Source organism: Poseidonocella sp. HB161398 (assembly GCF_005870025.1).
Classification (GTDB): domain Bacteria; phylum Pseudomonadota; class Alphaproteobacteria; order Rhodobacterales; family Rhodobacteraceae; genus Mangrovicoccus.
Window position 1 is genome coordinate 76107 of record NZ_VATA01000009.1, and the last position, 21801, is coordinate 97907.

Below are 21801 nucleotides of genomic sequence, written 5' to 3' on the forward strand. Positions count from 1 at the left end.
GCTGGAGGCCCTGATGACCGACCTCGTCCTTTATACCAATCCGATGTCCCGGGGCCGCATCGCGCGCTGGCTCATGGAAGAGGCCGGCCAGCCCTATGACGCGGTGATCCTCGAGTACGGGACCACGATGAAGGCGCCGGACTATCTTGCCATCAATCCGATGGGCAAAGTGCCCGCCCTGCGCCATGGCGACCGGGTGGTCACCGAAAACGCGGCGATCTGCGCCTACATGGCCGATGCCTTCCCCGAAGCGGGGCTGGCGCCGGAGCCGAAGGACCGAGCCGATTACTACCGCTGGCTCTTCTTCGCCGCCGGTCCGCTCGAGCAGGCTGTCACCAATGCCTCGGTCGAGCTCGATACCAGCGACCCGCTGCTGTCCCGCCGCTTCGGATACGGCACGCTCGAGACGGTGCTCGACACGCTCGACGGCCTTCTGTCGGAGCGGGACTATGTCACCAGCGACCGGTTCTCGGCCGCCGACGTGATGCTGGGGTCCCAGCTGAGCTGGGGAATGATGTTCGGCAGCATCGCCGCCAGGCCGTCCTTTACCGCCTATGCGGAGCGCCTGACCGCCCGCCCCGCCTTCCTGCGCGCGGCACAGAAGGACGGGGCGCTGCCGGGGCAGGGGTGACGCTCCGGCCAGGGCTCAGAGCCCCAGCGAGGATTTGACGGCCGGCAGGGCCTCGTCGCCGCCCAGCGTGGTGATGCCCTCGAGCCAGCCGGTCATGATCTCCGGATTGGCCTTCAGCCAGGCTTCGGCCGCGTCCTCGGGATCGGCGCCGTCATCGAGGATGGCGCCCATGATCTCGTTCTCCATCGGCAGCGTGAAGGCGAGGTTGCCGAGCAGCTTGCCGACATTCGGGCATTCCTCGACATAGCCCTTGCGGACATTGGTATAGACCGTCGCGCCGCCGAAATCCGGGCCGAACCAGTCGTCGCCGCCGGTCAGGTAGGTCATGTCGAAATTGGCGTTCATCGGATGCGGTTCCCAGCCGAGGAAGACCACCGGCTCGTCGCGGCGGTCGGCGCGGGCGACCTGGGCCAGCATGCCCTGCTCGGAGCTTTCGACGACTTCGAAATCGTCGAGGCCGAAGGCGTTCTCGTCGATCATCGACTGGATCAGGCGGTTGCCGTCATTGCCCGGCTCGATGCCGTAGATCTTGCCGTCGAGCTCGTCCTCGAAATTGGCGATCTCGGCGAAATCGCCGATGCCGAGGTCATGGCCAGCCTTGTTGACGGCCAGGGTGTATTTCGCGCCTTCCAGATTGGCGCGGACGGTCTCGACGGTGCCGGCTTCGCGATAGGGCGCGATATCGGCCTCCATCGTGGGCATCCAGTTGCCGAGGAAGATGTCGACATCGCCCTTGGCGAGCGAGGTGTAGGTCACCGGAACCGACAGGATCTTCACGTCGGTTTCATAGCCGAGCGCTTTCAGCACGACCGTCGTCGCGGCGGTGGTGGCCGTGATGTCCGTCCATCCCACATCCGAGAAGACGACCGTGCCGCAATCCGCATTGGCAGCGGAAGCGGCGCAGGCCAGGGCGAGGAGAGAAGCGGTCAGTTTCATTTTGGTCCCCGTCGTTTTGTTGATTGACGAGTCAATTAAGAACGCCCTATCCTGAAGATGCAACCAAAAAGAGCCAAAAGATGCCGAAAGTCGGAATGGAACCCATCAGACGCGCAGCGCTTGTGCAGGCGGCGATCCAGGAGATCGGCGCGGCGGGAAGCCTCGACGTCCCGGTGTCGCGAATCGCCAAGCGGGCAGGGATGTCCTCGGCGCTGGCGCATCACTATTTCGGGTCGAAGGAAGAGATGTTCCTCGCGGCCATGCGCCATATCCTCGGCCAGTACGGCACCGAGGTGCGGCGGCGCCTGGTGCCGGCGAAAGGGCCCCGCGCGCGGCTGGAGGCGGTCATCTCCGCCGGATTCGCGCCGGTGAACTTCCGCCACGAGACGGTTTCGGCCTGGCTCAGCTTCTACGTGCTGGCGCAGACCTCGCCGCAGGCGAATCGCCTGCTCCGGGTCTATCACCGGCGCCTGCACACCAATCTCGTCCATGATCTGCGGCCGCTGGCCGGAGACGGCGCCGCCGCGGGCATTGCCGAGCGGCTCGCCGGCCTGATCGACGGGCTCTACCTTCACGCGGCGCTCAACCCGAAGACGACCGCCGCAATTGCCAATGGCCATGCATTGCAGGCGCTTGACAAGGAATTGAGGACCGCATGACCGATCTGCAACCGACGGCCAGCCACTTCATCGGCGGCCGCTATGTCGAGGACGCGGCGGGGGCGCCGATCGAGGTGATCTACCCGGCCACCGGCGCGGTGATCGCGCGGCTGCATGCCGGCACGCCCGCCATCGTCGAGGAAGCCGTGGCCTCGGCCGCCCGGGCGCAGGCGGAATGGGCCGCGCTGACCGGCACCGAGCGCGGCCGGGTGCTGCTGAAAGCCGCCGCGATCATCCGCGAGAGGAACCGCGAGCTTTCCGTGCTGGAGACCTTCGACACCGGCAAGCCGCTGCAGGAGACGCTGGTGGCCGACGCCACTTCGGGCGCGGATGCGCTGGAATATTTCGGCGGTCTCGCGGGCAGCCTGACGGGCGAGCACATCCCCGTGGCGGGCGGCGATTTCGTCTATACCATGCGCGAGCCGCTGGGCGTCTGCCTCGGCATCGGTGCCTGGAACTACCCGACGCAGATCGCCTGCTGGAAGGCCGCCCCGGCGCTGGCCTGCGGCAATGCGATGATCTTCAAGCCCTCCGAGACGACGCCGCTCTGCGCGCTGAAGATCGCCGAGATCCTGATCGAGGCCGGCGCGCCTGCGGGGCTGTTCAACGTGGTGCAGGGCCATGGCGAGACCGGCGCGATGCTGACCGGCCATCCCGGCATCGCCAAGGTGTCGCTGACCGGCTCGGTGCCGACCGGCCGCAAGGTGGCGGCGCAGGCGGCGGGCCAGATGAAGCATGTCACGATGGAGCTGGGCGGCAAGTCGCCGCTCGTCATCTTCGACGATGCCGATCTGGAAAGCGCGATCTCAGCGGCGATCAACGGCAATTTCTACTCCTCGGGGCAGATCTGCTCGAACGGCACGCGGGTTTTCGTCCACAGGGCGATCAAGGAGGCCTTCCTGGCGCGGCTGGCCGAGCGGCTGGGCGATGCGGTGATCGGCGACCCGATGGACGAGGCCACGAATTTCGGCCCGATGACCTCGGCCGCGCAGCTGGAGATCGCGCTCGGCTATGTCGGCAAGGGCGTCGCGGAGGGCGCGCGGCTGGTGACCGGCGGCACGCGGATCGAGAAGGACGGGTTCTGGATGACCCCGGCGGTCTTCGCCGATGTCACCGACACCATGTCCATCGCCCGCGAGGAGATCTTCGGCCCGGTCATGTCGGTCCTCGATTTCGAGGACGAGGACGAGGTTGTCGCGCGGGCGAATGACACAGAATTCGGCCTGGCGGGCGGCGTCTTCACCGCCGATCTGGCGCGGGCGCACCGGGTAATCGGCCGGATCCGCGCGGGCAGCTGCTACATCAATACCTACAACCTGACGCCGGTCGAGGCGCCCTTCGGCGGGGTCAAGGCCTCGGGCGTGGGACGCGAGAACTCGAAAGAGGCGATCAAGCATTATTCCGAGGTGAAGTCAGTCTATGTCTGCCTCGGCAAGACGGAGGCGGCATTCTGATGGAAGCGGATTACGTCATCATCGGCGCGGGCAGCGCCGGTTGCGCCATGGCCTACCGGCTGACCGAGGCGGGCAGGAAGGTCCTGGTGATCGAGCATGGCGGCACCGATGCCGGGCCGCTGATCCAGATGCCCGCGGCGCTGAGCTACCCGATGAACATGTCGCTCTATGACTGGGGCTACAGTTCCGAGCCCGAGCCCCATCTGGGCGGGCGCAGCCTGGTCACGCCGCGCGGCAAGGTGGTTGGCGGGTCGTCCTCGATCAACGGCATGGTCTATGTCCGCGGCCACGCGAAGGACTACGACCACTGGGCGGAAAGCGGCGCCGACGGCTGGGCCTATGCCGATGTCCTGCCCTATTTCAAGCGGATGGAGCACTGGCACGAAAGCGGCCAGGGCGGCGATCCGGACTGGCGCGGCAAGGACGGCCCGCTGCATGTCACCCGCGGCCCGCGCGACAACCCGCTGCACGCGGCCTTTGTCGAGGCCGGCCGGCAGGCGGGCTATCCGGTGACGGCGGATTACAACGGGCAGCAGCAGGAGGGCTTCGGCCCGATGGAGCAGACGGTCTGGAAGGGCCAGCGCTGGTCCGCCGCCAATGCCTATCTGAAGCCGGCGCTGAAGCGCGACAACTGCGACCTCGTCCGCGCCTTCGCCCGCCGCATCGTCATCGAGAACGGCCGCGCGACCGGCGTCGAGGTGGAGCGCGGCGGCAAGATCGAGGTGATCCGCGCCCGCGCGGAGGTGATCGTCGCGGCGAGCTCGCTGAACTCGCCGAAGCTGCTGATGCTCTCGGGGATCGGTCCGGCGGCGCATCTCGCCGAGCACGGGATCGAGGTCGTTGCCGACCGTCCGGGCGTCGGCCAGAACCTGCAGGACCATCTGGAAGTCTACATGCAGATGGCGGCAAGCCAGCCGGTCACGCTGTTCAAGTACTGGAACCTCTTCGGCAAGGCGATGATCGGGGCGCAGTGGCTCTTCACGAAGAAGGGGCTCGGCGCGTCGAACCAGTTCGAGAGCGCGGCCTTCATCCGCTCGCGGGCGGGGATCGAGTATCCGGACATCCAGTACCATTTCCTGCCGATCGCGGTGCGCTATGACGGCCAGGCGGCGGCCGAGGGGCACGGGTTCCAGGTCCATGTCGGGCCGATGCGCTCGCCCTCCCGCGGCGCGGTCACGCTGCGCTCGGGCGATCCGAAGGCCAAGCCGGTGATCCGCTTCAACTACATGAGCGCCGAGCAGGACTGGGAGGATTTCCGCGCCTGCATCCGGCTGACCCGCGAGATCTTCGCGCAGGAGGCATTCAAGCCCTATATCCGCCACGAGATCCAGCCGGGTGTCGGGCTGCAGAGCGATGACGAGATCGACGGCTTCATCCGCGAGCATGCCGAAAGCGCCTACCATCCCTGCGGGACCTGCCGGATGGGCCGGGCCGACGATCCGATGGCGGTGGTCGACCCGGAGGCGCGGGTGATCGGCGTCGAAGGGCTGCGCCTGGCCGACAGCTCGATCTTCCCGCGGATTACCAACGGGAACCTGAACGGGCCGTCGATCATGACCGGCGAGAAGGCGGCGGACCACATCCTGGGCCGCGCGACGCTGGCCCCGTCGAATGACGCGCCCTGGATCAATCCGGACTGGCAGACCGCGCAGCGCTGACAAGCGGGGGGGAGGGGTGCGGGGAGGGGGAACCCCTCCCCCCCCCCCCCCCCCCGCCGCCCCCGCCTCTGCCGGTGGCTTGACCTTGCCCGGAACCGGGCGCATGGCTCGGGCGCCGCTACGGAGTGCGTCCATGTCCAGACATCCCTATGAATCCGAGGCCTACGAGGCTGGCTCCATTGATGGCTGCTACTGGGCCACGACCTGCGACACGCCGCCTGCTCCGCCGCTCGAAGGCGAGTTGCGGGCGGGGGTGGCGGTGATCGGCGCGGGCTTCACCGGGCTCTCGGCGGCGCTGCATCTCGCCCGCACCGGGGCCGATGTCGCGGTGCTCGACCGGCACGGTCCGGGCTGGGGCGCGTCGGGCCGCAATGGGGGCTTCGCCTGCATCGGCGGCTCGAAGCTCGACCGCGGCGCGATGAACGCCCGCCATGGAACCGCCGCGCGGGTGGAATGGGTGCGCGCCGAGCGCGCGGCGATCGACCTGGTGGCGCAGCTCGCCGGAGAGCTGGATCTCGAGATCGACCGTCACTCCGACGGCGAGGCGATGCTGGCCCATTCGCAGCGGGAAATGGCGGCCATTCGGGCCAGTGCAGCTGGGACGGCCGCCGAATATGGAACGACTGCGGCGGTGTTGGAGCCCGGCGACCTGGCCGCGCGCGGACTGGCGGCCGAAGGCATGCATGGCGGGCTGCATCTGCGGCTGGGTTTCGGGATCAATCCGCGCAAATACGTCGCCGGGCTCGCCCGTGGCGCCCTCGCGGCTGGGGTGCGGATCCATGGCGGATCGCCCGTCAGCCGCATCCGGCGCGAGGCCGGGGGCTACCTCTTGGAGACGCCCTCGGGCCGGCTCCGGGCGGAGAAGATCCTTCTGGCGACCAACGGCTACGCCTCCGACGATCTGCCGGACTGGATGCGCGCGCGTTTCCTGCCGGTCCAGTCCTCGGTGCTCGTCAGCCGGGTCATCACCCCCGAAGAACGCGCGGCGCAGGGCTGGACCTCGGACCTGATGGCCTATGACAGCCGCCATCTGCTGCACTATTTCCGCATGCTCCCCGAGGGACGGTTCCTCTTCGGCATGCGCGGCGGCATCCGCTGGACGCCCGCGACCCATGCCGCGATCCGCAGGCAGATGCGCGCCGATTTCGACGCCATGTTCCCGGCCTGGACCGGCGTGGAAACGCCGTACTTCTGGTCCGGCCTGGCCAATCTGACCCGGCGGCTCACCCCCTATGTCGGCCAGATCGGCGGCTGGCCCGGGGCGGTGGCGGCCTTCGGCTATCACGGCAATGGCGTGGCGATGGCCAGCTGGTCGGGGCTGCAGGCGGCGAAGCTGCTCCTGGGCGAGGCGCATGAGCTTCCCGGCTTCGTCATGGCGGAGCCCCGGCGCTTCGAACTGGGCCGCGCCCGTCGCCTCGCCCTGGCCGGCGCCTATCTCTGGTACGGGCTCCTCGACCGCCGCTGAGCCCCCCTCTCCCCGGCGGGGAGAGGGCCGGGGAGAGGGGGAGCGCCCTTTGGCGCGGTTGCGCGGCGGCGCGGCGCTGCCTAGCCTCCTGCCATGAGCACAGCCTATTTCGCCCACCCGTCCGGACTTGCCCATGTCACCCCGCCCGCCCATCCCGAGCAGGTGGCGCGGCTCAGGGCCATCGCGGCAGTGATCGACACGCCGCGCTATGCCGCGCTCCTGCGCCCCGAGCCGCCCGCCGCGCCCGATGCCCAGATCCTCCGCTGCCACCCGCAGCGCTATATCGACCGGATCGAGGCGGCGATCCCGGCGAAGGGCTGGACCTCGCTCGACGGCGACACCCATGTCTGCCCGGGCTCGATGGAGGCGGCGCGGCGCGGAGTCGGCGGCTGCCTGAAGGCGGTCGACATGGTGCTGGCCGGCGAGGCGGCGAATGCCTTCGTTGCCATGCGCCCGCCGGGCCACCATGCCGAGCGCGAGACGGCGATGGGCTTCTGCCTCTTCGGCAATGCCGCCATCGCGGCGAAATACGCGCTCGACCATCACGGGCTGTCGCGCGTGGCGGTGGTGGATTTCGACGTCCATCACGGCAATGGCACGCAGGACCTGCTCTGGCAGGAGGAGCGCGCGCTCTTCGTCTCCTGCCACCAGATGCCGCTCTATCCGGGTACCGGTGCGCATGACCAGCGCGGCGCGCATGGCCAGATCGTCAACATCCCGCTGCCGCCCGGCTCGGACGGAGCGGCGATGCGGATGGTGACCGACGAGGTGATCCTGCCCGCCCTCGAACGGCACCGGCCCGAGCTCGTCATCGTCTCCGCCGGATTCGACGCCCATCGCGCCGACCCTCTGGCCAACCTCGACTGGGAGACCGATGATTTTGGCTGGATCACGGAACGGCTTTGCGACGCGGCAGAGACGCTCTGCGGCGGCCGGCTGGTCTCGACACTGGAGGGCGGATATGATCTGGCTGCGCTCGCCGCATCGGTGGCGGCACATGTGGATGTCCTGATGGAGCGAGGCAAGCGATGAGCGACAAGGCTGTGACCGAAATGAGCTTCGAGGAGGCGATGGCGGCGCTGGAATCTGTCGTCACGCGGCTGGAGCAGGGCGAGGTCGGTCTGGAAGACTCGATCAAGCTCTACGAGCGCGGCGCCGAGCTGAAGGCGCATTGCGAGACCAAGCTGAAGCAGGCCGAGGAAAAGGTCGCGGCCATCACGCTGGACCGCAACGGAGAGCCTGCCGGGCTGAAGCCGGTCGAAGGTCTCTGACGCCATGGGCATGGAGCGGCTCGGCATCGTGACCGAGGCCGTGCGGGCGCGGCTCCTGGCGGCGATCGCCGCCGAACCGCCGAGCGTGATCCGCGACGGCATGGCCTATGCCTGCGAGGGCGGAAAGGGGCTGCGCGGCTTCCTGGTCGTGGAATCGGCGCGGCTCTTCGACCTGGACGGGGCCGAGCAGGCCGGGGCGGCGGTCGAGGCGCTGCATGCCTATTCGCTCGTTCATGACGACCTGCCGGCGATGGATGACGACGACCTGCGCCGCGGCCGTCCGACCGTGCATGTCAAATGGGACGATGCCGTGGCGGTGCTGGTCGGCGACGCGCTTCAGACGCTGGCCTTCGGGCTGCTGGCCGATCCGGGCGCATCCCCCGACGCGGCAGTGCGCGCCGATCTGGTCCTGTCGCTGGCGCGCGCCTCGGGGGCGGGCGGCATGGTGCTGGGCCAGGCGCAGGACATCGCCGCCGAGACCGCCGCCGCGCCGCTCTCGCTCGGGGAGATCATCACGCTCCAGCGCAACAAGACCGGAGCGCTGATCCGCTGGTCGGCCGAGGCCGGCGCGCGGCTGGCCGGGGCGGATCCCGCGCCGCTTTCGGCCTATGCCGCGGCGCTCGGCTTGGCCTTCCAGATCGCCGACGACATCCTCGACGTCACCGGCGACCCGGAAAAGGCGGGAAAGCGCCTGCAGAAGGACGCTGAAGCGGGAAAAGCGACCTTTGTGGGCCTGCTGGGGCTGGACGGGGCGAAAGCCCGCGCCACATCGTTGGCAGAGGAGGCCTGCGACGCGCTTGCGCCCTTCGGTGACAGGGCGGAAACCTTGCGGGACGTAGCGCGCTTCGTTATCTCGCGGGAACGCTAGACGCGACGGAGAGTTCCGATGGCCGACGAGCCGAAAACGCCCTTGCTCGACAAGGTGCATGAGCCTGCAGACCTGAAGGGCCTGTCGATCCGCGAGCTGCGGCAGCTCGCCGACGAGCTGCGCGCGGAGACTGTCAGCGCGGTCTCGGTCACTGGCGGCCATCTGGGCGCGGGGCTCGGCGTGGTCGAGCTGACCGTGGCGCTGCATGCGGTCTTCGACACGCCGCGCGACAAGGTGATCTGGGATGTCGGCCACCAGTGCTACCCCCACAAGATCCTGACCGGCCGCCGCGACCGCATCCGCACCCTGCGCCAGAAGGACGGGCTGTCGGGCTTCACCAAGCGCTCCGAGTCGCCCTATGACCCGTTCGGCGCGGCGCATAGCTCCACCTCGATCTCGGCGGCGCTCGGCTTCGCCGTGGCCCGCGATCTCGGCGGCCGGCCCGAACACGGCATCGGCGACTGCATCGCGGTGATCGGCGACGGCTCGATCTCGGCGGGCATGGCCTACGAGGCGATGAACAATGCCGGCCATCTGAAGAACCGCATGATCGTCATCCTCAACGACAACGAGATGTCGATCGCGCCGCCCGTCGGCGCCATGTCCTCCTACCTGTCGCGGCTCTATACCGGCTCGCCCTTCCACGAGTTCAAGCAGGTCGCCAAGGACGCGGTGAAATTCCTGCCGCCGCCGCTGCAGGAGGGTGCGAAGCGCGCCAAGGACCTCCTGAAATCCTCGGTCATGGGCGGCACCATGTTCGAGCAGCTCGGCTTCACCTATCTGGGGCCGATCGACGGGCACGACCTCGACCAGCTGGTCCCGCTACTGCGCGCGGTCAGGGCCCATGCCGACGGGCCGGTGCTGATCCATGCGATCACCAAGAAGGGCAAGGGCTACGACCCGGCGGAGAAATCCAGCGACCGCGGCCATGCCCGCGCCAAGTTCGACGTGGTCACCGGCGAGCAGGCCAAGGCGGTCTCGAACGCGCCGGCCTATACCAAGGTCTTCGCCCGCGCGCTGATCGACGAGGCCTCCCGCGACGACAAGATCGTGGCGGTGACCGCGGCCATGCCCGATGGCACCGGGCTGAACCTCTTCGCCGAGCGTTTCCCGCAGCGGGTCTTCGACGTCGCCATCGCCGAGCAGCACGGCGTGACCTTCTGCGCCGGGCTCGCGGCCGGCGGGATGAAGCCCTTCTGCGCGATGTACTCGACCTTCCTGCAGCGCGGCTACGACCAGGTGGTGCATGACGTGGCGATCCAGCGCCTGCCGGTGCGCTTCGCCATCGACCGCGCCGGCCTCGTCGGCGCCGACGGCGCGACCCATGCCGGCAGTTTCGACATCGCCTTCCTTTCCAACCTGCCGGGCTTCACCGTGATGGCCGCGGCCGACGAGGCGGAGCTGGTGCACATGGTCGCCACCGCGGCCGCGCATGACGAGGGGCCGATCGCCTTCCGCTTCCCGCGCGGCGAGGGCGTCGGCGTCGAGATGCCCGAGCGCGGCGTGCCGCTGGAGATCGGCAAGGGCCGGATGATCCGCGAGGGCACGGCGGCGGCGATCCTCAGCTTCGGCACGCGGCTCTCCGAGGTCGAGACCGCGGCAGAGCGGCTGGCGGCCAAGGGCATCCAGGTCACCGTGGCCGACGCGCGCTTCTCCAAGCCGCTCGACCGCGAGCTGATCCTGCGGCTGGCGCGCGAGCATCCGGCGCTGATCACCATCGAGGAGGGCGCCATTGGCGGCTTCGGCAGCCATGTCGCGCAGCTCCTGGCCGAGGAGGGCGTCTTCGACGGCGGGCTGAAATACCGCTCGATGGTGCTGCCCGACACCTTCATCGACCAGGCCAGCCCGCATGACATGTATGCGGTGGCGCAGATGAATGCCGAGGATATCGAGGGCAAGGTGCAGGAGGTTCTGGGCCTCGGGACGCTGGCGCGGCGGGGCTAGCAGGGTTCCGCGCGGGCCCGCCAGGCGCTAGGATGCGTCCGAGACCTGGAGGGCCCCATGACCGCACGCCGCTACCGCCTGATCGTCCTGATCCTGGCCATCCTCTATTCGATCGATGTCGCCGTGACGGCCGATTACGGGACCTTCGGCGCGCAGTTCCGCTATCTCACCATCTGGGCGCTGACCGGCAACCTCATGGCGGCGGCGGCGATGACCGTGCCGGGCTTCGGACGGCCGGACGGGCGGTTCGACCTGCCGCTGTCGCTTCTGGCCATCGTCAATGCGCTGGTGGTGATCTCCTACTGGCGGCTCTTCCTGATCGACCCGTCGCTGGTCAATGGCGAGAACGACCCCAAGCCCTACCGGGAATACTACCTGCATCTCGTCGGGCCGGCGCTGATGTGGATCGACCTCTTCTGGCTGAAGCGCGGCTTCCGCCGCCTCCTGCCGGTGGCCGGGGCGCTGGCGGCGATGGTCGTCGCCTATGCCGGCTGGGCCGAGCTGCTGGTCGGACCGCTCAACGACGCGCCGGTCGGCACCGTCACCTCGGGCCTGCCCTATCCCTTCCTCAACGACATGGAGCTGCCGCAGCGCCTGGCCTTCTACGGCACGACCTTCGTCGGCGGGCTGGTGCTGATCCCGGTCTTCTGGGGCGTCGGCCGGCTGCGGCGCCCGGCGGCGCTTCGGGCGGAGGACCCGGCGCTCTGAGCGGCCGGCACAGCGCGGTTCTGGCGCAAATTGTTGCAGGTACGCTGCAGCAATGTTCGGCCGCGTGACTTTCCTTGCCGGGCGCCGCGGCGGGACATGCCGCGCAACCCGCGGATACCAGGTCATTTGTACTGGATATGTTTCCACCCTGATGAGCGGTATTTGCCTCGAGTGATTTGTCCGGGGCCAGCGCTCCGGCAGGGTCCACCGCAATGACAGTCCCGACATGCGGGGCCCCGGGGGGCTCCCGCGGATGGCGGATGGGGTCTCCTCGAGGTTGCAGCGCTTTCCGGCGGCCCCCGGGCTCCGGGTCGGCCGCGCCATGCCCGGGCGCGGCCGCTACCGCTGAAGCTGCGCCCCGCGGAGCCCGGCAACAGGACGAGAGGAGGACGGCATGTCGGCAACCAGCGTCACCGGACGCGGCTTCACGGGCCGCCGGTCCCGACTTCTGGCGTCGACCCCGGCGACGGCGCTCACGCTTGCGGGCGCGGCGATCCCGTGACGACGACGGATCGGGGCAATACGCCGGTGGCCACCTGCGATACCGGCACGCTGTCAGGCGGCTTCGAGACGGTGGATGCCCAGGTGGTCGATGTCTCCAGCTCGGTCAGCGGCAGCGCGGCCAGCACCCGGATCGAGCCGACCGGTTTCGCCGGGGCCTTCGCCGCGCTTGACGCCAACGAGGCGGCGCATCTCGGCGCCCTCTACGCCGCGGGGGCGCCAGAGGGGCATGTGGCCATGCTGGGCAGCCTCAACCGGGTCGCGGCGGCCGGGCATGGCGGGGCCGGCGACCGCCAGGCGCCGTCCTCGCCGGGGCCCGGCCCGGGGCTGGCGACCTGGACCAGGTGACGCTGGCCGCGAGCCGGCGCGACGGCACGCTGAGCTGCCACAGCCAAGCCGATGCGCTGTGAACCGCGAGGGCGCGCATCGGGCCTCGCCGAAGTCGCGCAGAGCGGGGCGGGCGGCCATGACGGCACCCATGTCCCGGTCGGCGGAGGGCAGAAGCGGCTGCTTGGGCAACGTGCGCTCTGAGCGCGACCGCCGCAAGGGCCGTTCCGCGACCGTGGCGATACCGGTCCTCTCGGCCTGTCGCTTGGACGGAGTTTCGGCGGCCTGGCTCTCTCGGTGCCGAGCGGCAGCTACTGCGCCTTCGAAACGGCGCGCGAGATCGAGGTGCCGGGCGCATCGGGGACGGCCCGCGGCTCGACCGATATCTGGCCCCCCGCCGGCCGGCTGCGCGGCGCCTATGCAATGTCGCCGGGCAGCGGCCATCTGCGCCCCGCGTTCGATCTCGACGCGGTCCATGTCGGCACCTCGGAATATGGCGAGCACGGCGTCGGCATCTACGACCTCGAGCGCGAGCGCCGGGCCGCCTTCATCGCCACGCCCCGGTCGCCTTCAGGCCGCGGCGCGCCTTCTCCGGCGGCTGGATGGTCCACTAGGGCAGCGGCGGCGCCCGCTTCTCCAGCGTCGACGACTGGTCGACCGGGGCTGCCTATCGCAGCGGTCCCGGTCTGGGCGGCTGCTCCTCGCGCGTGCCAATGCCCGGCCGTCTGGCCCGGGTCGCACTGGAGGGAGCCTGTTCACCGGCGCGGTTCGAGTATGGCGGCGCCTATGGCGACGATGACGAGAGCCATGGCGGCATGCTGCGCCTGTCGACGCGTCTCTGACCGCCCGCGTCCCTCTGCCCGGAAGAATGGCGGGGCCCTTGACGATTGCGGCGGCCGGGACGAAAGGCGCCGTCCGGGTCTTCCTGATGCCATCGTCCGGGGTGTTCTGCTGCGCGCAGTATCGTGACGCAGGTGGGTGTTCCGGCAGATGCGCAACGCTGGGCTCAGGATCCATGGATTTCCGCGGAGGCTGATGATTCAGCCTTCGGAAAACGAGCGCTGACATATGTGATCTCTTTTGGCCGAGCGAGGCGCAGATGGCGCGCCGGCAGCCCTACTCTCTGAAGCCCAACGGAAAGCCGCGCGTGCTGAGCGGCATTATCTTCATGAACCGCAAAGGATCACGCTGGCGGGATGCCTCGAAAGAATATGGTCCGCACAAGACACCGCATACCCGTTGGAAGCGATGGAGTGGCAAAGGCATCTTCGAGCAGATGATGGCGGGCCCGGCCGCCGAACATGGCGAAGGGCCGACGGTGACGATCGACGCAACCTGCCTGACGGCGCATCGCACCGCGTCCAGTCCGGGCGCGGAAAAGGGGGCGTGGCCGCCTGAGTGGACGGAGTCCGAAGGTCAGGAAACGGTCGGTGGGATCGCTTCCCCAAGAACGCGTGGCAGGAACCAGTGCGCGGCAGGGCATGGCAAGGCAATGTCCCGAGAGGGACCAGGCTGCATGCCCTCTGCGCCAGAAAATGCCGCCCGATCAGCTTCATCGTCTCTTCTTGGCTGGGCAGCCTGCCGAGCGTCAAATGGTTGCTCGGCGACCGAGGCTGTGGTGCTGACTGGTTCAGGGAAGCGCTCAAAGACAAAGGGATACGCGCCTGCATCGTTGGCCGAAAGCAACGCAAGACGACCATCAAAGACGACGGGCGCAGCAACCGCAACGAGATCATGTTCCGACGGCTCAAGGACTGGCGTCCCGTTGCGACCAGAAATGACCGCTGTCCCAAGGCTTTCTTCTCCGCCATCGCTTTCGCAGTGACCGTCATCTAATGGCCATGGGCCCCGAACCCAGTTTCAAGGATCTGGACCTCAACCTGCTGCTGATCTTCGACGGCATCTGCCACCGCGGCAGCATCAGCCGTGCCGTCGAGACCCTGAACATCAGCCAGCCGCCGGTCAGCAATGCGCGGAACCGGCTGCGGGTGCAGCCCGACGACCGGCGCTACATCCGCTCGGCGTGCGGAGTGCGACCGACCGCGCAGGCGATGGATATCGCCGGACCGATCTCCGAGGCGATGGCGACGCTGCGGGTCGGCATCCGGTCCGGCGCCGCCTTCGCTCCGCGCAAGAGCGAGCGCGAATTCGTCGTCGTGCTGCATGACTGCAAATTGCCGGGCATCCTGGCGCCGCTTGTGAAGGTGCTCGACGATGGCGATTCGCGCGGCACCATTCACGTGCATTCGCCGGACTGGAGCCAGCCCTGTGGCCGGCTGGTCAATGCGAGGCCGACCTGATGGTCGATGCCCATCCGCAGGAGCATGACGGCATCTCCTTCGAGGCGGTGGGATTCGTCACGCGGGTCTGCATCCCGCGGAAGGATCATCCGGTGATCGGAGACCGGGTCGCGGGCCGAGCAATTCTGCGACGCCGGCCATGCGGTTATGTCGCGCGAAGCGCAGGCGCGGCGGCAGATGGGCGGCATGGTGATGCAGGCCGGGCCGAAGCCGCCGTGCCGAATGCAGCCGACCTGGCGGCGACGGCGGCCTTCTGCCAGCTGCTGGCGCTGGGGCCGCGCCGCGATGCCCAGATGGTGGCGCCGATCGACGGGCTGCGCGTGCCTGAGCCGCCCTCCATAGCCCGAACCTACCGGTCCTTCTGTCCTGGCACGCGAAAGGGCAGGCCGATCCGGGGCATGCCTGGATGCAGGACATCATTCGCGGGATCTTCGCCGGCTCGGTCCGAAGACGCCTGAACCGCTAGGTCCCGCTTGCCAGCAGCGCGGCCAGCCCGTCGCGGTAGCCGGGATAGAGCAGGCGGACGCCCAGCTCCTCCTTGATGCGGTCGTTGCGGACGCGCTTGCTCTCGGCATAGAAGCTGCGCGCCATCGGTGTCATCTCGGCCTCGTCGAAGGGGATGGCGGGCGGCACGGGCAGGCCGAGCAGTTCCGCCGCATGGGCGATCACGTCCTCGGGCGGGGCCGGGTCGTCGTCGCAGAGGTTGTAGATGGCGCCGGGCCGGGGCTGCGCGATCGAGGCGGCCAGCACTTGGGCGATGTCCTCGACATGGATGCGGCTGAAGACCTGGTCAGGCTTGACGATCCGCCGCGCCGTGCCCTGGCGCACCTTCTCGAACGGGCCGCGGCCCGGGCCGTAGATGCCGGCCAGGCGGAAGATGTGCAGAGGCAGCCCGGCCCTGGCCGCGAGCGCCTGCCAGGCGGCCTCGGCCTCCATCCGCCACTGGCCGCGCCGGGTCGAGGGCGAAAGCGGCGTCGACTCGTCGACCCAGCCGCCCTGGTGGTCGCCATAGACGCCGGTGGTAGAGAGGTAGCCGATCCAGCGCAGGTCGCTGCCGCGCGCGGCGATCGCCCCGGCGAAATCGCGCAGCACCGGGTCGCCCTCGGCATCCGGGCCGGCCGAAACGAGGATATGGGTGGCGCGGACGATGTCGTCGCCGAGCGCCTCGCCGGGCCAGAGGCGCGGGGTGATGCCTGCCGCGGCCAGCTCTGCCGCGCGCTCCGCCTTGCGCGTGGTGCCGGTGACCTGCCAGCCCAAAGGCAGAAGCCGCCGCGCGAGCGCAGCGGCGGAATAGCCGTGTCCGAAGGAAAGCAGCGTGCCGCGCAGGGGATCAGAAGGCGAAGCTGACGCCGACATTGAGGGCATTGGTCACGATGTTGGTTTCCAGATCGCCGCCGCCGTCGAGGTCGACCTTGTTCTGCGAATAGCTGCCCTTGTACTCGCCGAAGATCTTCCAGCTGTCGTTGATCGGGTAGCTGACGCCGGCCACCCAGGAGACGGCCGGGCCGCCGAACTGGTATTCGAACGTCTTGTCGCCGGTGGTCTCGACTTCGACATGCGGCACGGCGATGCCGAGGCCGGCGCCGACATAGGGGGTCCAGTCGCGGGTCACGCCGGGGAAGCGGCGCATCACGTTGGCGGTGATGATGTTCAGGCCGTCGGTGAATTCCAGCGTCTCGAAGCCGTTGTCCTTCAGCGTGTCGTCATCCGCATAGACCTTGGCATGGGTGAACTCCAGGCCGTAGCCCAGGATGTCCGAGCGCCACCACGTGCCGCGCACGCCCCAGTAGGGCGGCATTTCGGACGAGCGGCCTTCCCAGCCGGCGGTGAAATCGAAGTCGCCGATGCCCGACGGGTCGGAGCCCTCGACCGTCGAATGCGGCGAGGTCTGCCAGCCGGAATAGACGCTGATCTCGAACTCCGCCTGGGCGGTTCCGGCGGCCATGAGGGCGCAGGTTGCTGCAAGAGCGGCTGTGATCGTGCGAAGCGTCATCGGAGTCTTCCGGATTTCTGTGGCAGGCTGAGCATGAGCTCGAAAGCATTTACAAACTATGACGTTTTCCGCGCGGCCGAAAGCCGTGTCCACGATCCGTGAACACATTTTTCTCTATGTTGCAAAATAACCCGGGAGCGTGTCTTGTTGCCTGGTTGCGGGGGGATGCAAGGCCCCTGCGTCGTTTCGACCCAACGCGCTAGATTGTCTGCTAGACGGTCTGGAGAGGAATGCATATTCACGCACCCACTACTGCAAACGGGACTCAGAAATCCGAATGTGGTGGTTCGTTAAACAGCTCGGAGATTAGTCGTGTCCCACGCAGACGATCACGAAGGTACCCGCCGCGACTTCCTATACTATGCGACCGCCGGAGCGGGTGTCGTGGCCACCGGCGCCGCGGTCTGGCCGCTCGTGAACCAGATGAACCCCAGCGCAGATGTCTCGGCACTGTCCTCCATCCGCGTCGATGTCGGCGGCATCGAGTCCGGCACGCAGCTGACCGTGCAGTGGCTCGGCAAGCCGGTCTTCATCCGGCGCCGCACCCAGGAGGACATCGACTACGCCAAGGGCGTGCCGCTGACCGACCTGGTCGACACCAATGCCCGCAACGGCAATCTCGATCCCTCCGCCGAGGCGACCGACGAGAACCGCGCCATGCCCGGCAACGAGGAATGGCTGGTGATGATGGGCGTCTGCACCCACCTGGGCTGCGTCCCGCTGGCCAATGCCGGCGACTACCACGGCTGGTTCTGCCCCTGCCACGGCTCGCATTACGATGCCGCCGGGCGGATTCGCCGCGGGCCGGCGCCCCAGAACCTTCCGGTTCCGGTCGCCGCCTTCGAAGACGAAACCACGATCAAGCTCGGGTAAGGGAGAGAGACGGGATGTCCGGAATTCCTCACGACCATTACGAGCCCAAGACCGGCGCCGAGAAGTGGGTCCATTCCCGCCTGCCGATCATCGGGCTCATCTACGACACGATCATGATCCCCACGCCCAAGAACCTGAACTGGATGTGGATCTGGGGCATCGTCCTGGCCTTCTGCCTGGCGCTGCAGATCGTGACCGGCATCGTGCTGGTGATGCACTACACGCCGCATGTCGACCTGGCCTTCGCCTCGGTCGAGCACATCATGCGCGACGTCAATGGCGGCCACATGCTGCGCTACCTGCATGCCAACGGCGCCTCCCTGTTCTTCGTCGCGGTCTACCTGCACATCTTCCGCGGCCTGTTCTACGGCTCCTACAAGTCCCCGCGCGAGATCACCTGGATCATCGGCATGCTGATCTACCTGTGCATGATGGGCACCGCCTTCATGGGCTACGTGCTGCCCTGGGGCCAGATGTCCTTCTGGGGCGCAACGGTGATCACCGGCCTCTTCGGCGCGATCCCCTTCATCGGCGAGCCGATCCAGACCTGGCTCCTCGGCGGGCCGGCCGTGGGCAATCCGACGCTGAACCGGTTCTTCTCGCTGCACTACCTGCTGCCCTTCGTGATTGCCGCGCTGGTCGTCGTCCATATCTGGGCCTTCCACCACACCGGAAACAACAACCCGTCGGGGGTTCCGGTGCGCACGACCGATAAAGACACCGTGAAGAAGGACACGCTGAGCTTCTGGCCGTATTTCGTGATCAAGGATCTCTTCGCGCTCGCCGTGGTGCTGGTGATCTTCTTCGCGATCGTCGGCTTCATGCCGAACTATCTCGGGCACCCCGACAACTACATCGAGGCCAACCCGCTGGCGACCCCCGCGCATATCGTGCCGGAATGGTACTTCCTGCCCTTCTACGCGATCCTGCGCTGCTTCACCGCCGATGTCTGGGTGGTGATCATCGCCAACAAGCTGTCCTTCGGGATCATCGACGCCAAGTTCTTCGGCGTGATCGCCATGTTCGGCGCGATCGTCGTCATGGCGCTGGTGCCGTGGCTCGACACCTCCTCGGTGCGCTCGGGCCGCTACCGGCCGATGTTCAAGGGCTTCTTCTACGTCTTCTGCGTCAACTTCGTGGTGCTGACCTGGGCCGGCGCGATGCCCGCCGAGGGCATCTACCCGATCATCGCGCTGATCGGCTCGACCTACTGGTTCGCCTATTTCCTGGTGATCCTGCCGCTGCTGGGCGTGTTCGAGAAGCCGCTGCCGCAGGTCGCGACGGTGGAGCAGGATTTCATCGACCACTACGGCAAGGTGAAGGAGCCCAAGGCGGGCCCGAAACCTGTGTCGACCCCGGCCGAATGAGAAAGGACACAGGTCTCATGATCCGGAAACTGACGCTTACCGCTGCCGCCGCGCTCCTGTCCCTCGCTGCCGGCGCCAGCCTGGCCGCCGAAGGGGGCCATGTCCATGACGTGGATTTCTCCTTCGAGGGGCCCTTCGGCAGGTTCGACCAGATGCAGCTGCAGCGCGGCCTGCAGGTCTATACCGAGGTCTGCTCGGCCTGCCACGGGCTGAAATTCGTGCCGATCCGCACCCTCGCGGACGAGGGCGGCCCCGCGCTGCCCGAGGACCAGGTGCGGGCCTATGCAGGGAATTTCGACATCTTCGATGCCGAGCTCGACGACACCCGGCCGGGCATCCCGACCGACCATTTCCCGCATTCCGCGCTGTCGAACGCGCCCGATCTCAGCCTGATGGCGAAGGCGCGGGCCGGCTTCCACGGGCCGCTCGGCACCGGCCTGAACCAGCTGGTCAACGGCATCGGCGGGCCGGAATACATCGTCGCGATCCTCACCGGCTATACCGGCGAGGAGAAGGAGCAGGCGGGCACGCTCTTCTACGAGAACACCGCCTTCCCGGGCGGCTGGATCGCCATGCCGCCGCCCCTGTCGGACGAGCTGGTGGAATTCGCGGACGGGCACCCGAACGACATCCACCACATGGCCGAGGATGTCGCCGCCTTCCTGATGTGGACGGCAGAGCCGAAGATGATGGCGCGCAAGCAGGCCGGCTTCACCGCCGTCACCTTCCTGATCGTGCTGTCGGCGCTGCTCTACCTGACCAACAAGCGGATCTGGGCGCCGCACAAGAAGGCCGCCAAGGCCGCGGCCAAGCCGGCGGAGTGATCCCCGCCCGCTTCCAGGACTACCAGGCGCGCCCTCCGGGGCGCGCTTTCGTTTTCAGGAGCCGGTTCGGGGCCGGCTGCGACGATCTGCGGGCATCCCGCGGGAGGTTCGATATGTCTTCCTGAATGCAACCGGAATTTGCATGAAGGACGTCGCCGACATGACCCGCACCGCTACCCTGCTCCTCCCGGCAGCCGCCCTGATCGCCTTGGCCAGCTGCTCCGCCGAAGAGCCCGCGGCGGCGGGCGGCGATCCCGGCGCGCTGGCCTGCCGCCAGCAGGTCGAGGCCAGCGAGGGCGTCGATATCGCCAAGATCTCGGCGCGCCCGGTCACCGCGGATGTCGCGGGCATCGGCAATTACGACGTCTTCATGGGGGCGGAGAGCTTCCGCTGCACCGTCGACCGCGGCGGCGAGGTCGTCGCGCTGACCCGGACCTGAACCTGAGCGCTCAGCCCGCCGAGGCGATCCACCAGACCGTGCCGCAGGGCCCGCGGATGCCGCCGCGGGTGTCGCCGTCGGGCTGGCGGGCCAGCGGCTTGACCACCTGTCCGCCGGCCTCGAGGGCGCGCTCCCAGGTGGCGACGGCGTCGGGGCAGTAGACATGCAGGTTGGCGTCCGTGCCTTCCTCGGCCTGGCCGAGCATGACCACCGTGTCGCCGATCCGGATCTCGGCATGCATCACGCTGCCGTCCTCGCGCCGGTGGAGGCGCAGCGGCTCGCTGCCGAAGACGGCGCGGGCGAAGCCCAGGCAGGCCTCCGCGTCGCCGACGACCAGGTAGGGCGAAAGATCGGTATATCCGTCGGGCTTGTACATGGCGTGTCTCCCTCTGCATGGCCAACGCCGGTCTGCGGCGGCGGTTCCGGCTTGAGCGGCCCGCCCGCAGCGGCTAGACCGCCGCGGAAAGGGAGCCTGCGCATGAGCCTGAACACATTCGGACATCTCTTCCGCGTCACCACCTGGGGCGAAAGCCACGGGCCGGGGCTTGGCGCGACCGTCGATGGCTGCCCGCCGGGCGTGCCGGTCACCGAGGACAGCCTGCAGGTCTGGCTCGACCAGCGCAAGCCCGGCCAGAACAAGTTCACCACCCAGCGGCGCGAGCCCGACCAGGTGGAGATCATGTCCGGCGTCTTCGAGGGGCTGTCCACCGGCACGCCGATCCAGCTGATGATCCGCAATACCGACCAGCGCTCGAAGGATTACGGCGACATCGCCGAGAAATTCCGCCCCGGCCATGCCGATATCACCTACTGGCAGAAATACGGCATCCGCGACTACCGCGGCGGCGGCCGCTCCTCGGCGCGCGAGACCGCGGCGCGGGTCGCGGCCGGCGGGGTGGCGCGGGCCGCGCTGGCCCAGCTGGTGCCGGGGCTCGAGATCTCGGGCTACATGGTGCAGATGGGACCGAAGGCGATCGACCGCGCCCGTTTCGACGCGGCCGAGATCGCGAAGAACCCGTTCTGGTGCCCCGATCCGCAGGCGGCCGAGGACTGGGCGGCCTATCTTGACGGGCTGCGCAAGTCCGGCGACAGCGTCGGCGCGCTGGTCGAGGTGACGGCCAGGGGCGTGCCCGCAGGGCTCGGCGCGCCGGTCTACGGCAAGCTCGACACCGATCTGGCGGCGGCGATGATGTCGATCAACGCGGTGAAGGGCGTCGAGATCGGCGAAGGCATGGCGGCGGCGGCGCTGACCGGGGCCGAGAATGCCGACGAGATCTCGATGGGCCCGGACGGTCCGGTCTTTTCCTCGAACCATGCCGGCGGCATCCTCGGCGGCATTTCCACCGGGCAGGAGCTGGTGGTGCGCTTCGCGGTGAAGCCGACCTCCTCGATCCTGACGACGCGCAAGACCATCACCAAGTCCGGCGAGGATGCGGAGATCATCACCAAAGGGCGCCACGATCCCTGCGTCGGCATCCGCGCCGTGCCGGTCGCCGAGGCGATGATGGCCTGCGTGATCCTCGACCACCTGCTGCTCGACCGCGGCCAGACCGGCGGGATCCGCGGCCGGATCGGCTAGCCGG

Annotated in this window: 24 protein-coding genes; 20 read left to right on the top strand and 4 right to left on the bottom strand. The window is 68.4% G+C overall.

What is annotated here, in order from left to right:
* The first annotated feature begins 13 nt into the window (after positions 1-13).
* Positions 14-631 carry a glutathione S-transferase family protein gene (locus FGX59_RS09555; RefSeq protein ID WP_171060586.1) on the top strand — a complete coding sequence of 206 codons (618 nt, stop codon included), beginning with the start codon at positions 14-16 and terminating at the stop codon, positions 629-631.
* Between the two features lie 15 nt (positions 632-646).
* Here the strand turns inward: FGX59_RS09555 and FGX59_RS09560 are convergent, their stop codons facing one another.
* Entirely contained in the window at positions 647-1567 is a 921-nt protein-coding gene (locus FGX59_RS09560) for a choline ABC transporter substrate-binding protein (protein ID WP_138466307.1), read from the bottom strand.
* Positions 1568-1647: 80 nt separating this feature from the next.
* On the opposite strand from FGX59_RS09560, the gene betI reads away from it, so the two are divergent.
* From betI to FGX59_RS09625, 14 genes are all read left to right on the top strand, one after another.
* Entirely contained in the window at positions 1648-2226 is a 579-nt protein-coding gene (betI, locus tag FGX59_RS09565; RefSeq protein ID WP_138466308.1) for a transcriptional regulator BetI, read from the top strand.
* Positions 2223-3680 carry a betaine-aldehyde dehydrogenase gene (gene betB, locus FGX59_RS09570; protein ID WP_138466309.1) on the top strand — a complete coding sequence of 486 codons (1458 nt, stop codon included), beginning with the start codon at positions 2223-2225 and terminating at the stop codon, positions 3678-3680. The genes betI and betB overlap by 4 nt, the downstream gene beginning before the upstream one ends.
* Positions 3680-5338, top strand: a complete 1659-nt coding sequence (gene betA / locus FGX59_RS09575; protein ID WP_138466310.1) for a choline dehydrogenase — start codon at positions 3680-3682, stop codon at positions 5336-5338. Before betB ends, betA begins: the two co-directional genes overlap by 1 nt.
* Positions 5339-5471: 133 nt before the next feature.
* Positions 5472-6803: an FAD-binding oxidoreductase gene (locus FGX59_RS09580; protein WP_171060587.1), complete on the top strand. Its 1332-nt coding sequence runs from the start codon at positions 5472-5474 to the stop codon at positions 6801-6803.
* Positions 6804-6896: 93 nt separating this feature from the next.
* A complete protein-coding gene (locus tag FGX59_RS09585) occupies positions 6897-7835 on the top strand; it encodes a histone deacetylase family protein (RefSeq protein ID WP_138466312.1) in 939 nt (312 codons plus the stop codon).
* Entirely contained in the window at positions 7832-8074 is a 243-nt protein-coding gene (locus FGX59_RS09590) for an exodeoxyribonuclease VII small subunit (RefSeq protein ID WP_138466313.1), read from the top strand. The genes FGX59_RS09585 and FGX59_RS09590 overlap by 4 nt, the downstream gene beginning before the upstream one ends.
* Before the next feature lie 4 nt (positions 8075-8078).
* Positions 8079-8942 (top strand): polyprenyl synthetase family protein, encoded by an 864-nt coding sequence (locus FGX59_RS09595; RefSeq protein WP_138466314.1) that lies wholly within the window; start codon positions 8079-8081, stop codon positions 8940-8942.
* Between the two features lie 18 nt (positions 8943-8960).
* Positions 8961-10886, top strand: coding sequence for a 1-deoxy-D-xylulose-5-phosphate synthase (gene dxs / locus FGX59_RS09600; protein ID WP_138466315.1), 1926 nt, complete (start codon positions 8961-8963; stop codon positions 10884-10886).
* 57 nt (positions 10887-10943) lie between these two features.
* Positions 10944-11594 carry a hypothetical protein gene (locus tag FGX59_RS09605; protein WP_138466316.1) on the top strand — a complete coding sequence of 217 codons (651 nt, stop codon included), beginning with the start codon at positions 10944-10946 and terminating at the stop codon, positions 11592-11594.
* A 498-nt stretch (positions 11595-12092) separates the two neighbouring features.
* Positions 12093-12443, top strand: coding sequence for a hypothetical protein (locus tag FGX59_RS09610; RefSeq protein WP_138466317.1), 351 nt, complete (start codon positions 12093-12095; stop codon positions 12441-12443).
* A gap of 692 nt (positions 12444-13135) precedes the next feature.
* Positions 13136-13264 carry a hypothetical protein gene (locus FGX59_RS39285; protein WP_255471562.1) on the top strand — a complete coding sequence of 43 codons (129 nt, stop codon included), beginning with the start codon at positions 13136-13138 and terminating at the stop codon, positions 13262-13264.
* Between the two features lie 224 nt (positions 13265-13488).
* A protein-coding gene (locus tag FGX59_RS09615; protein WP_370295917.1) for a transposase occupies positions 13489-14258 on the top strand; the annotation gives its coding sequence in 2 pieces (ribosomal slippage) (positions 13489-13894 and positions 13894-14258; 771 coding nt in all).
* Entirely contained in the window at positions 14258-14722 is a 465-nt protein-coding gene (locus FGX59_RS09620) for a LysR family transcriptional regulator (protein WP_138466318.1), read from the top strand. Before FGX59_RS09615 ends, FGX59_RS09620 begins: the two co-directional genes overlap by 1 nt.
* A complete protein-coding gene (locus FGX59_RS09625) occupies positions 14722-15180 on the top strand; it encodes a hypothetical protein (RefSeq protein ID WP_138466319.1) in 459 nt (152 codons plus the stop codon). The genes FGX59_RS09620 and FGX59_RS09625 overlap by 1 nt, the downstream gene beginning before the upstream one ends.
* 4 nt (positions 15181-15184) lie before the next feature.
* On the opposite strand, the gene FGX59_RS09630 is transcribed toward FGX59_RS09625, so the two are convergent.
* Positions 15185-16078, bottom strand: a complete 894-nt coding sequence (locus tag FGX59_RS09630) for an SDR family oxidoreductase (RefSeq protein ID WP_138466320.1) — start codon at positions 16076-16078, stop codon at positions 15185-15187.
* The gene (locus tag FGX59_RS09635) at positions 16053-16715 is read right to left on the bottom strand and encodes an outer membrane protein (RefSeq protein WP_138466321.1); all 663 of its coding nucleotides are present in this window, start codon (positions 16713-16715) and stop codon (positions 16053-16055) included. Before FGX59_RS09635 ends, FGX59_RS09630 begins: the two co-directional genes overlap by 26 nt.
* A gap of 312 nt (positions 16716-17027) precedes the next feature.
* Here FGX59_RS09635 and petA point away from each other — a divergent pair, with 312 nt between their 5' ends.
* The 4 genes from petA to FGX59_RS09655 all read left to right on the top strand — a co-directional run bounded on the left by petA (position 17028) and on the right by FGX59_RS09655 (position 20218).
* Positions 17028-17588, top strand: coding sequence for a ubiquinol-cytochrome c reductase iron-sulfur subunit (gene petA / locus FGX59_RS09640; RefSeq protein WP_138466322.1), 561 nt, complete (start codon positions 17028-17030; stop codon positions 17586-17588).
* Positions 17589-17602: 14 nt separating this feature from the next.
* Positions 17603-18955 (top strand): cytochrome b, encoded by a 1353-nt coding sequence (gene petB, locus FGX59_RS09645; protein WP_138466323.1) that lies wholly within the window; start codon positions 17603-17605, stop codon positions 18953-18955.
* A gap of 17 nt (positions 18956-18972) precedes the next feature.
* Complete coding sequence (locus FGX59_RS09650) at positions 18973-19779, top strand: cytochrome c1 (protein ID WP_138466324.1); 807 nt, start codon at positions 18973-18975, stop codon at positions 19777-19779.
* A 160-nt stretch (positions 19780-19939) separates the two neighbouring features.
* Entirely contained in the window at positions 19940-20218 is a 279-nt protein-coding gene (locus FGX59_RS09655) for a hypothetical protein (RefSeq protein WP_138466325.1), read from the top strand.
* A gap of 10 nt (positions 20219-20228) precedes the next feature.
* Here the strand turns inward: FGX59_RS09655 and FGX59_RS09660 are convergent, their stop codons facing one another.
* Positions 20229-20594, bottom strand: a complete 366-nt coding sequence (locus tag FGX59_RS09660; protein ID WP_138466326.1) for a glyoxalase/bleomycin resistance/extradiol dioxygenase family protein — start codon at positions 20592-20594, stop codon at positions 20229-20231.
* A gap of 102 nt (positions 20595-20696) precedes the next feature.
* Between FGX59_RS09660 and aroC the strand changes: the two genes are divergently transcribed.
* Positions 20697-21797 (top strand): chorismate synthase, encoded by a 1101-nt coding sequence (gene aroC, locus FGX59_RS09665; RefSeq protein WP_138466327.1) that lies wholly within the window; start codon positions 20697-20699, stop codon positions 21795-21797.
* The last annotated feature ends 4 nt before the right edge of the window (positions 21798-21801 follow it).

Excerpts from the sequence above, each read along its gene's own strand:
- FGX59_RS09555 (WP_171060586.1), top strand. The coding sequence starts at position 14 with ATGACCGACCTCGTCCTTTATACCAATCCGATGTCCCGGGGCCGCATC.
- FGX59_RS09560 (WP_138466307.1), bottom strand. The coding sequence starts at position 1,567 with ATGAAACTGACCGCTTCTCTCCTCGCCCTGGCCTGCGCCGCTTCCGCT.
- betI (WP_138466308.1), top strand. The coding sequence starts at position 1,648 with ATGCCGAAAGTCGGAATGGAACCCATCAGACGCGCAGCGCTTGTGCAG.
- betB (WP_138466309.1), top strand. The coding sequence starts at position 2,223 with ATGACCGATCTGCAACCGACGGCCAGCCACTTCATCGGCGGCCGCTAT.
- betA (WP_138466310.1), top strand. The coding sequence starts at position 3,680 with ATGGAAGCGGATTACGTCATCATCGGCGCGGGCAGCGCCGGTTGCGCC.
- FGX59_RS09580 (WP_171060587.1), top strand. The coding sequence starts at position 5,472 with ATGTCCAGACATCCCTATGAATCCGAGGCCTACGAGGCTGGCTCCATT.
- FGX59_RS09585 (WP_138466312.1), top strand. The coding sequence starts at position 6,897 with ATGAGCACAGCCTATTTCGCCCACCCGTCCGGACTTGCCCATGTCACC.
- FGX59_RS09590 (WP_138466313.1), top strand. The coding sequence starts at position 7,832 with ATGAGCGACAAGGCTGTGACCGAAATGAGCTTCGAGGAGGCGATGGCG.
- FGX59_RS09595 (WP_138466314.1), top strand. The coding sequence starts at position 8,079 with ATGGGCATGGAGCGGCTCGGCATCGTGACCGAGGCCGTGCGGGCGCGG.
- dxs (WP_138466315.1), top strand. The coding sequence starts at position 8,961 with ATGGCCGACGAGCCGAAAACGCCCTTGCTCGACAAGGTGCATGAGCCT.
- FGX59_RS09605 (WP_138466316.1), top strand. The coding sequence starts at position 10,944 with ATGACCGCACGCCGCTACCGCCTGATCGTCCTGATCCTGGCCATCCTC.
- FGX59_RS39285 (WP_255471562.1), top strand. The coding sequence starts at position 13,136 with ATGCCCGGCCGTCTGGCCCGGGTCGCACTGGAGGGAGCCTGTTCACCG.
- FGX59_RS09620 (WP_138466318.1), top strand. The coding sequence starts at position 14,258 with ATGGCCATGGGCCCCGAACCCAGTTTCAAGGATCTGGACCTCAACCTG.
- FGX59_RS09625 (WP_138466319.1), top strand. The coding sequence starts at position 14,722 with ATGGTCGATGCCCATCCGCAGGAGCATGACGGCATCTCCTTCGAGGCG.
- FGX59_RS09630 (WP_138466320.1), bottom strand. The coding sequence starts at position 16,078 with ATGTCGGCGTCAGCTTCGCCTTCTGATCCCCTGCGCGGCACGCTGCTT.
- FGX59_RS09635 (WP_138466321.1), bottom strand. The coding sequence starts at position 16,715 with ATGACGCTTCGCACGATCACAGCCGCTCTTGCAGCAACCTGCGCCCTC.
- petB (WP_138466323.1), top strand. The coding sequence starts at position 17,603 with ATGTCCGGAATTCCTCACGACCATTACGAGCCCAAGACCGGCGCCGAG.
- FGX59_RS09650 (WP_138466324.1), top strand. The coding sequence starts at position 18,973 with ATGATCCGGAAACTGACGCTTACCGCTGCCGCCGCGCTCCTGTCCCTC.
- FGX59_RS09655 (WP_138466325.1), top strand. The coding sequence starts at position 19,940 with ATGACCCGCACCGCTACCCTGCTCCTCCCGGCAGCCGCCCTGATCGCC.
- FGX59_RS09660 (WP_138466326.1), bottom strand. The coding sequence starts at position 20,594 with ATGTACAAGCCCGACGGATATACCGATCTTTCGCCCTACCTGGTCGTC.
- aroC (WP_138466327.1), top strand. The coding sequence starts at position 20,697 with ATGAGCCTGAACACATTCGGACATCTCTTCCGCGTCACCACCTGGGGC.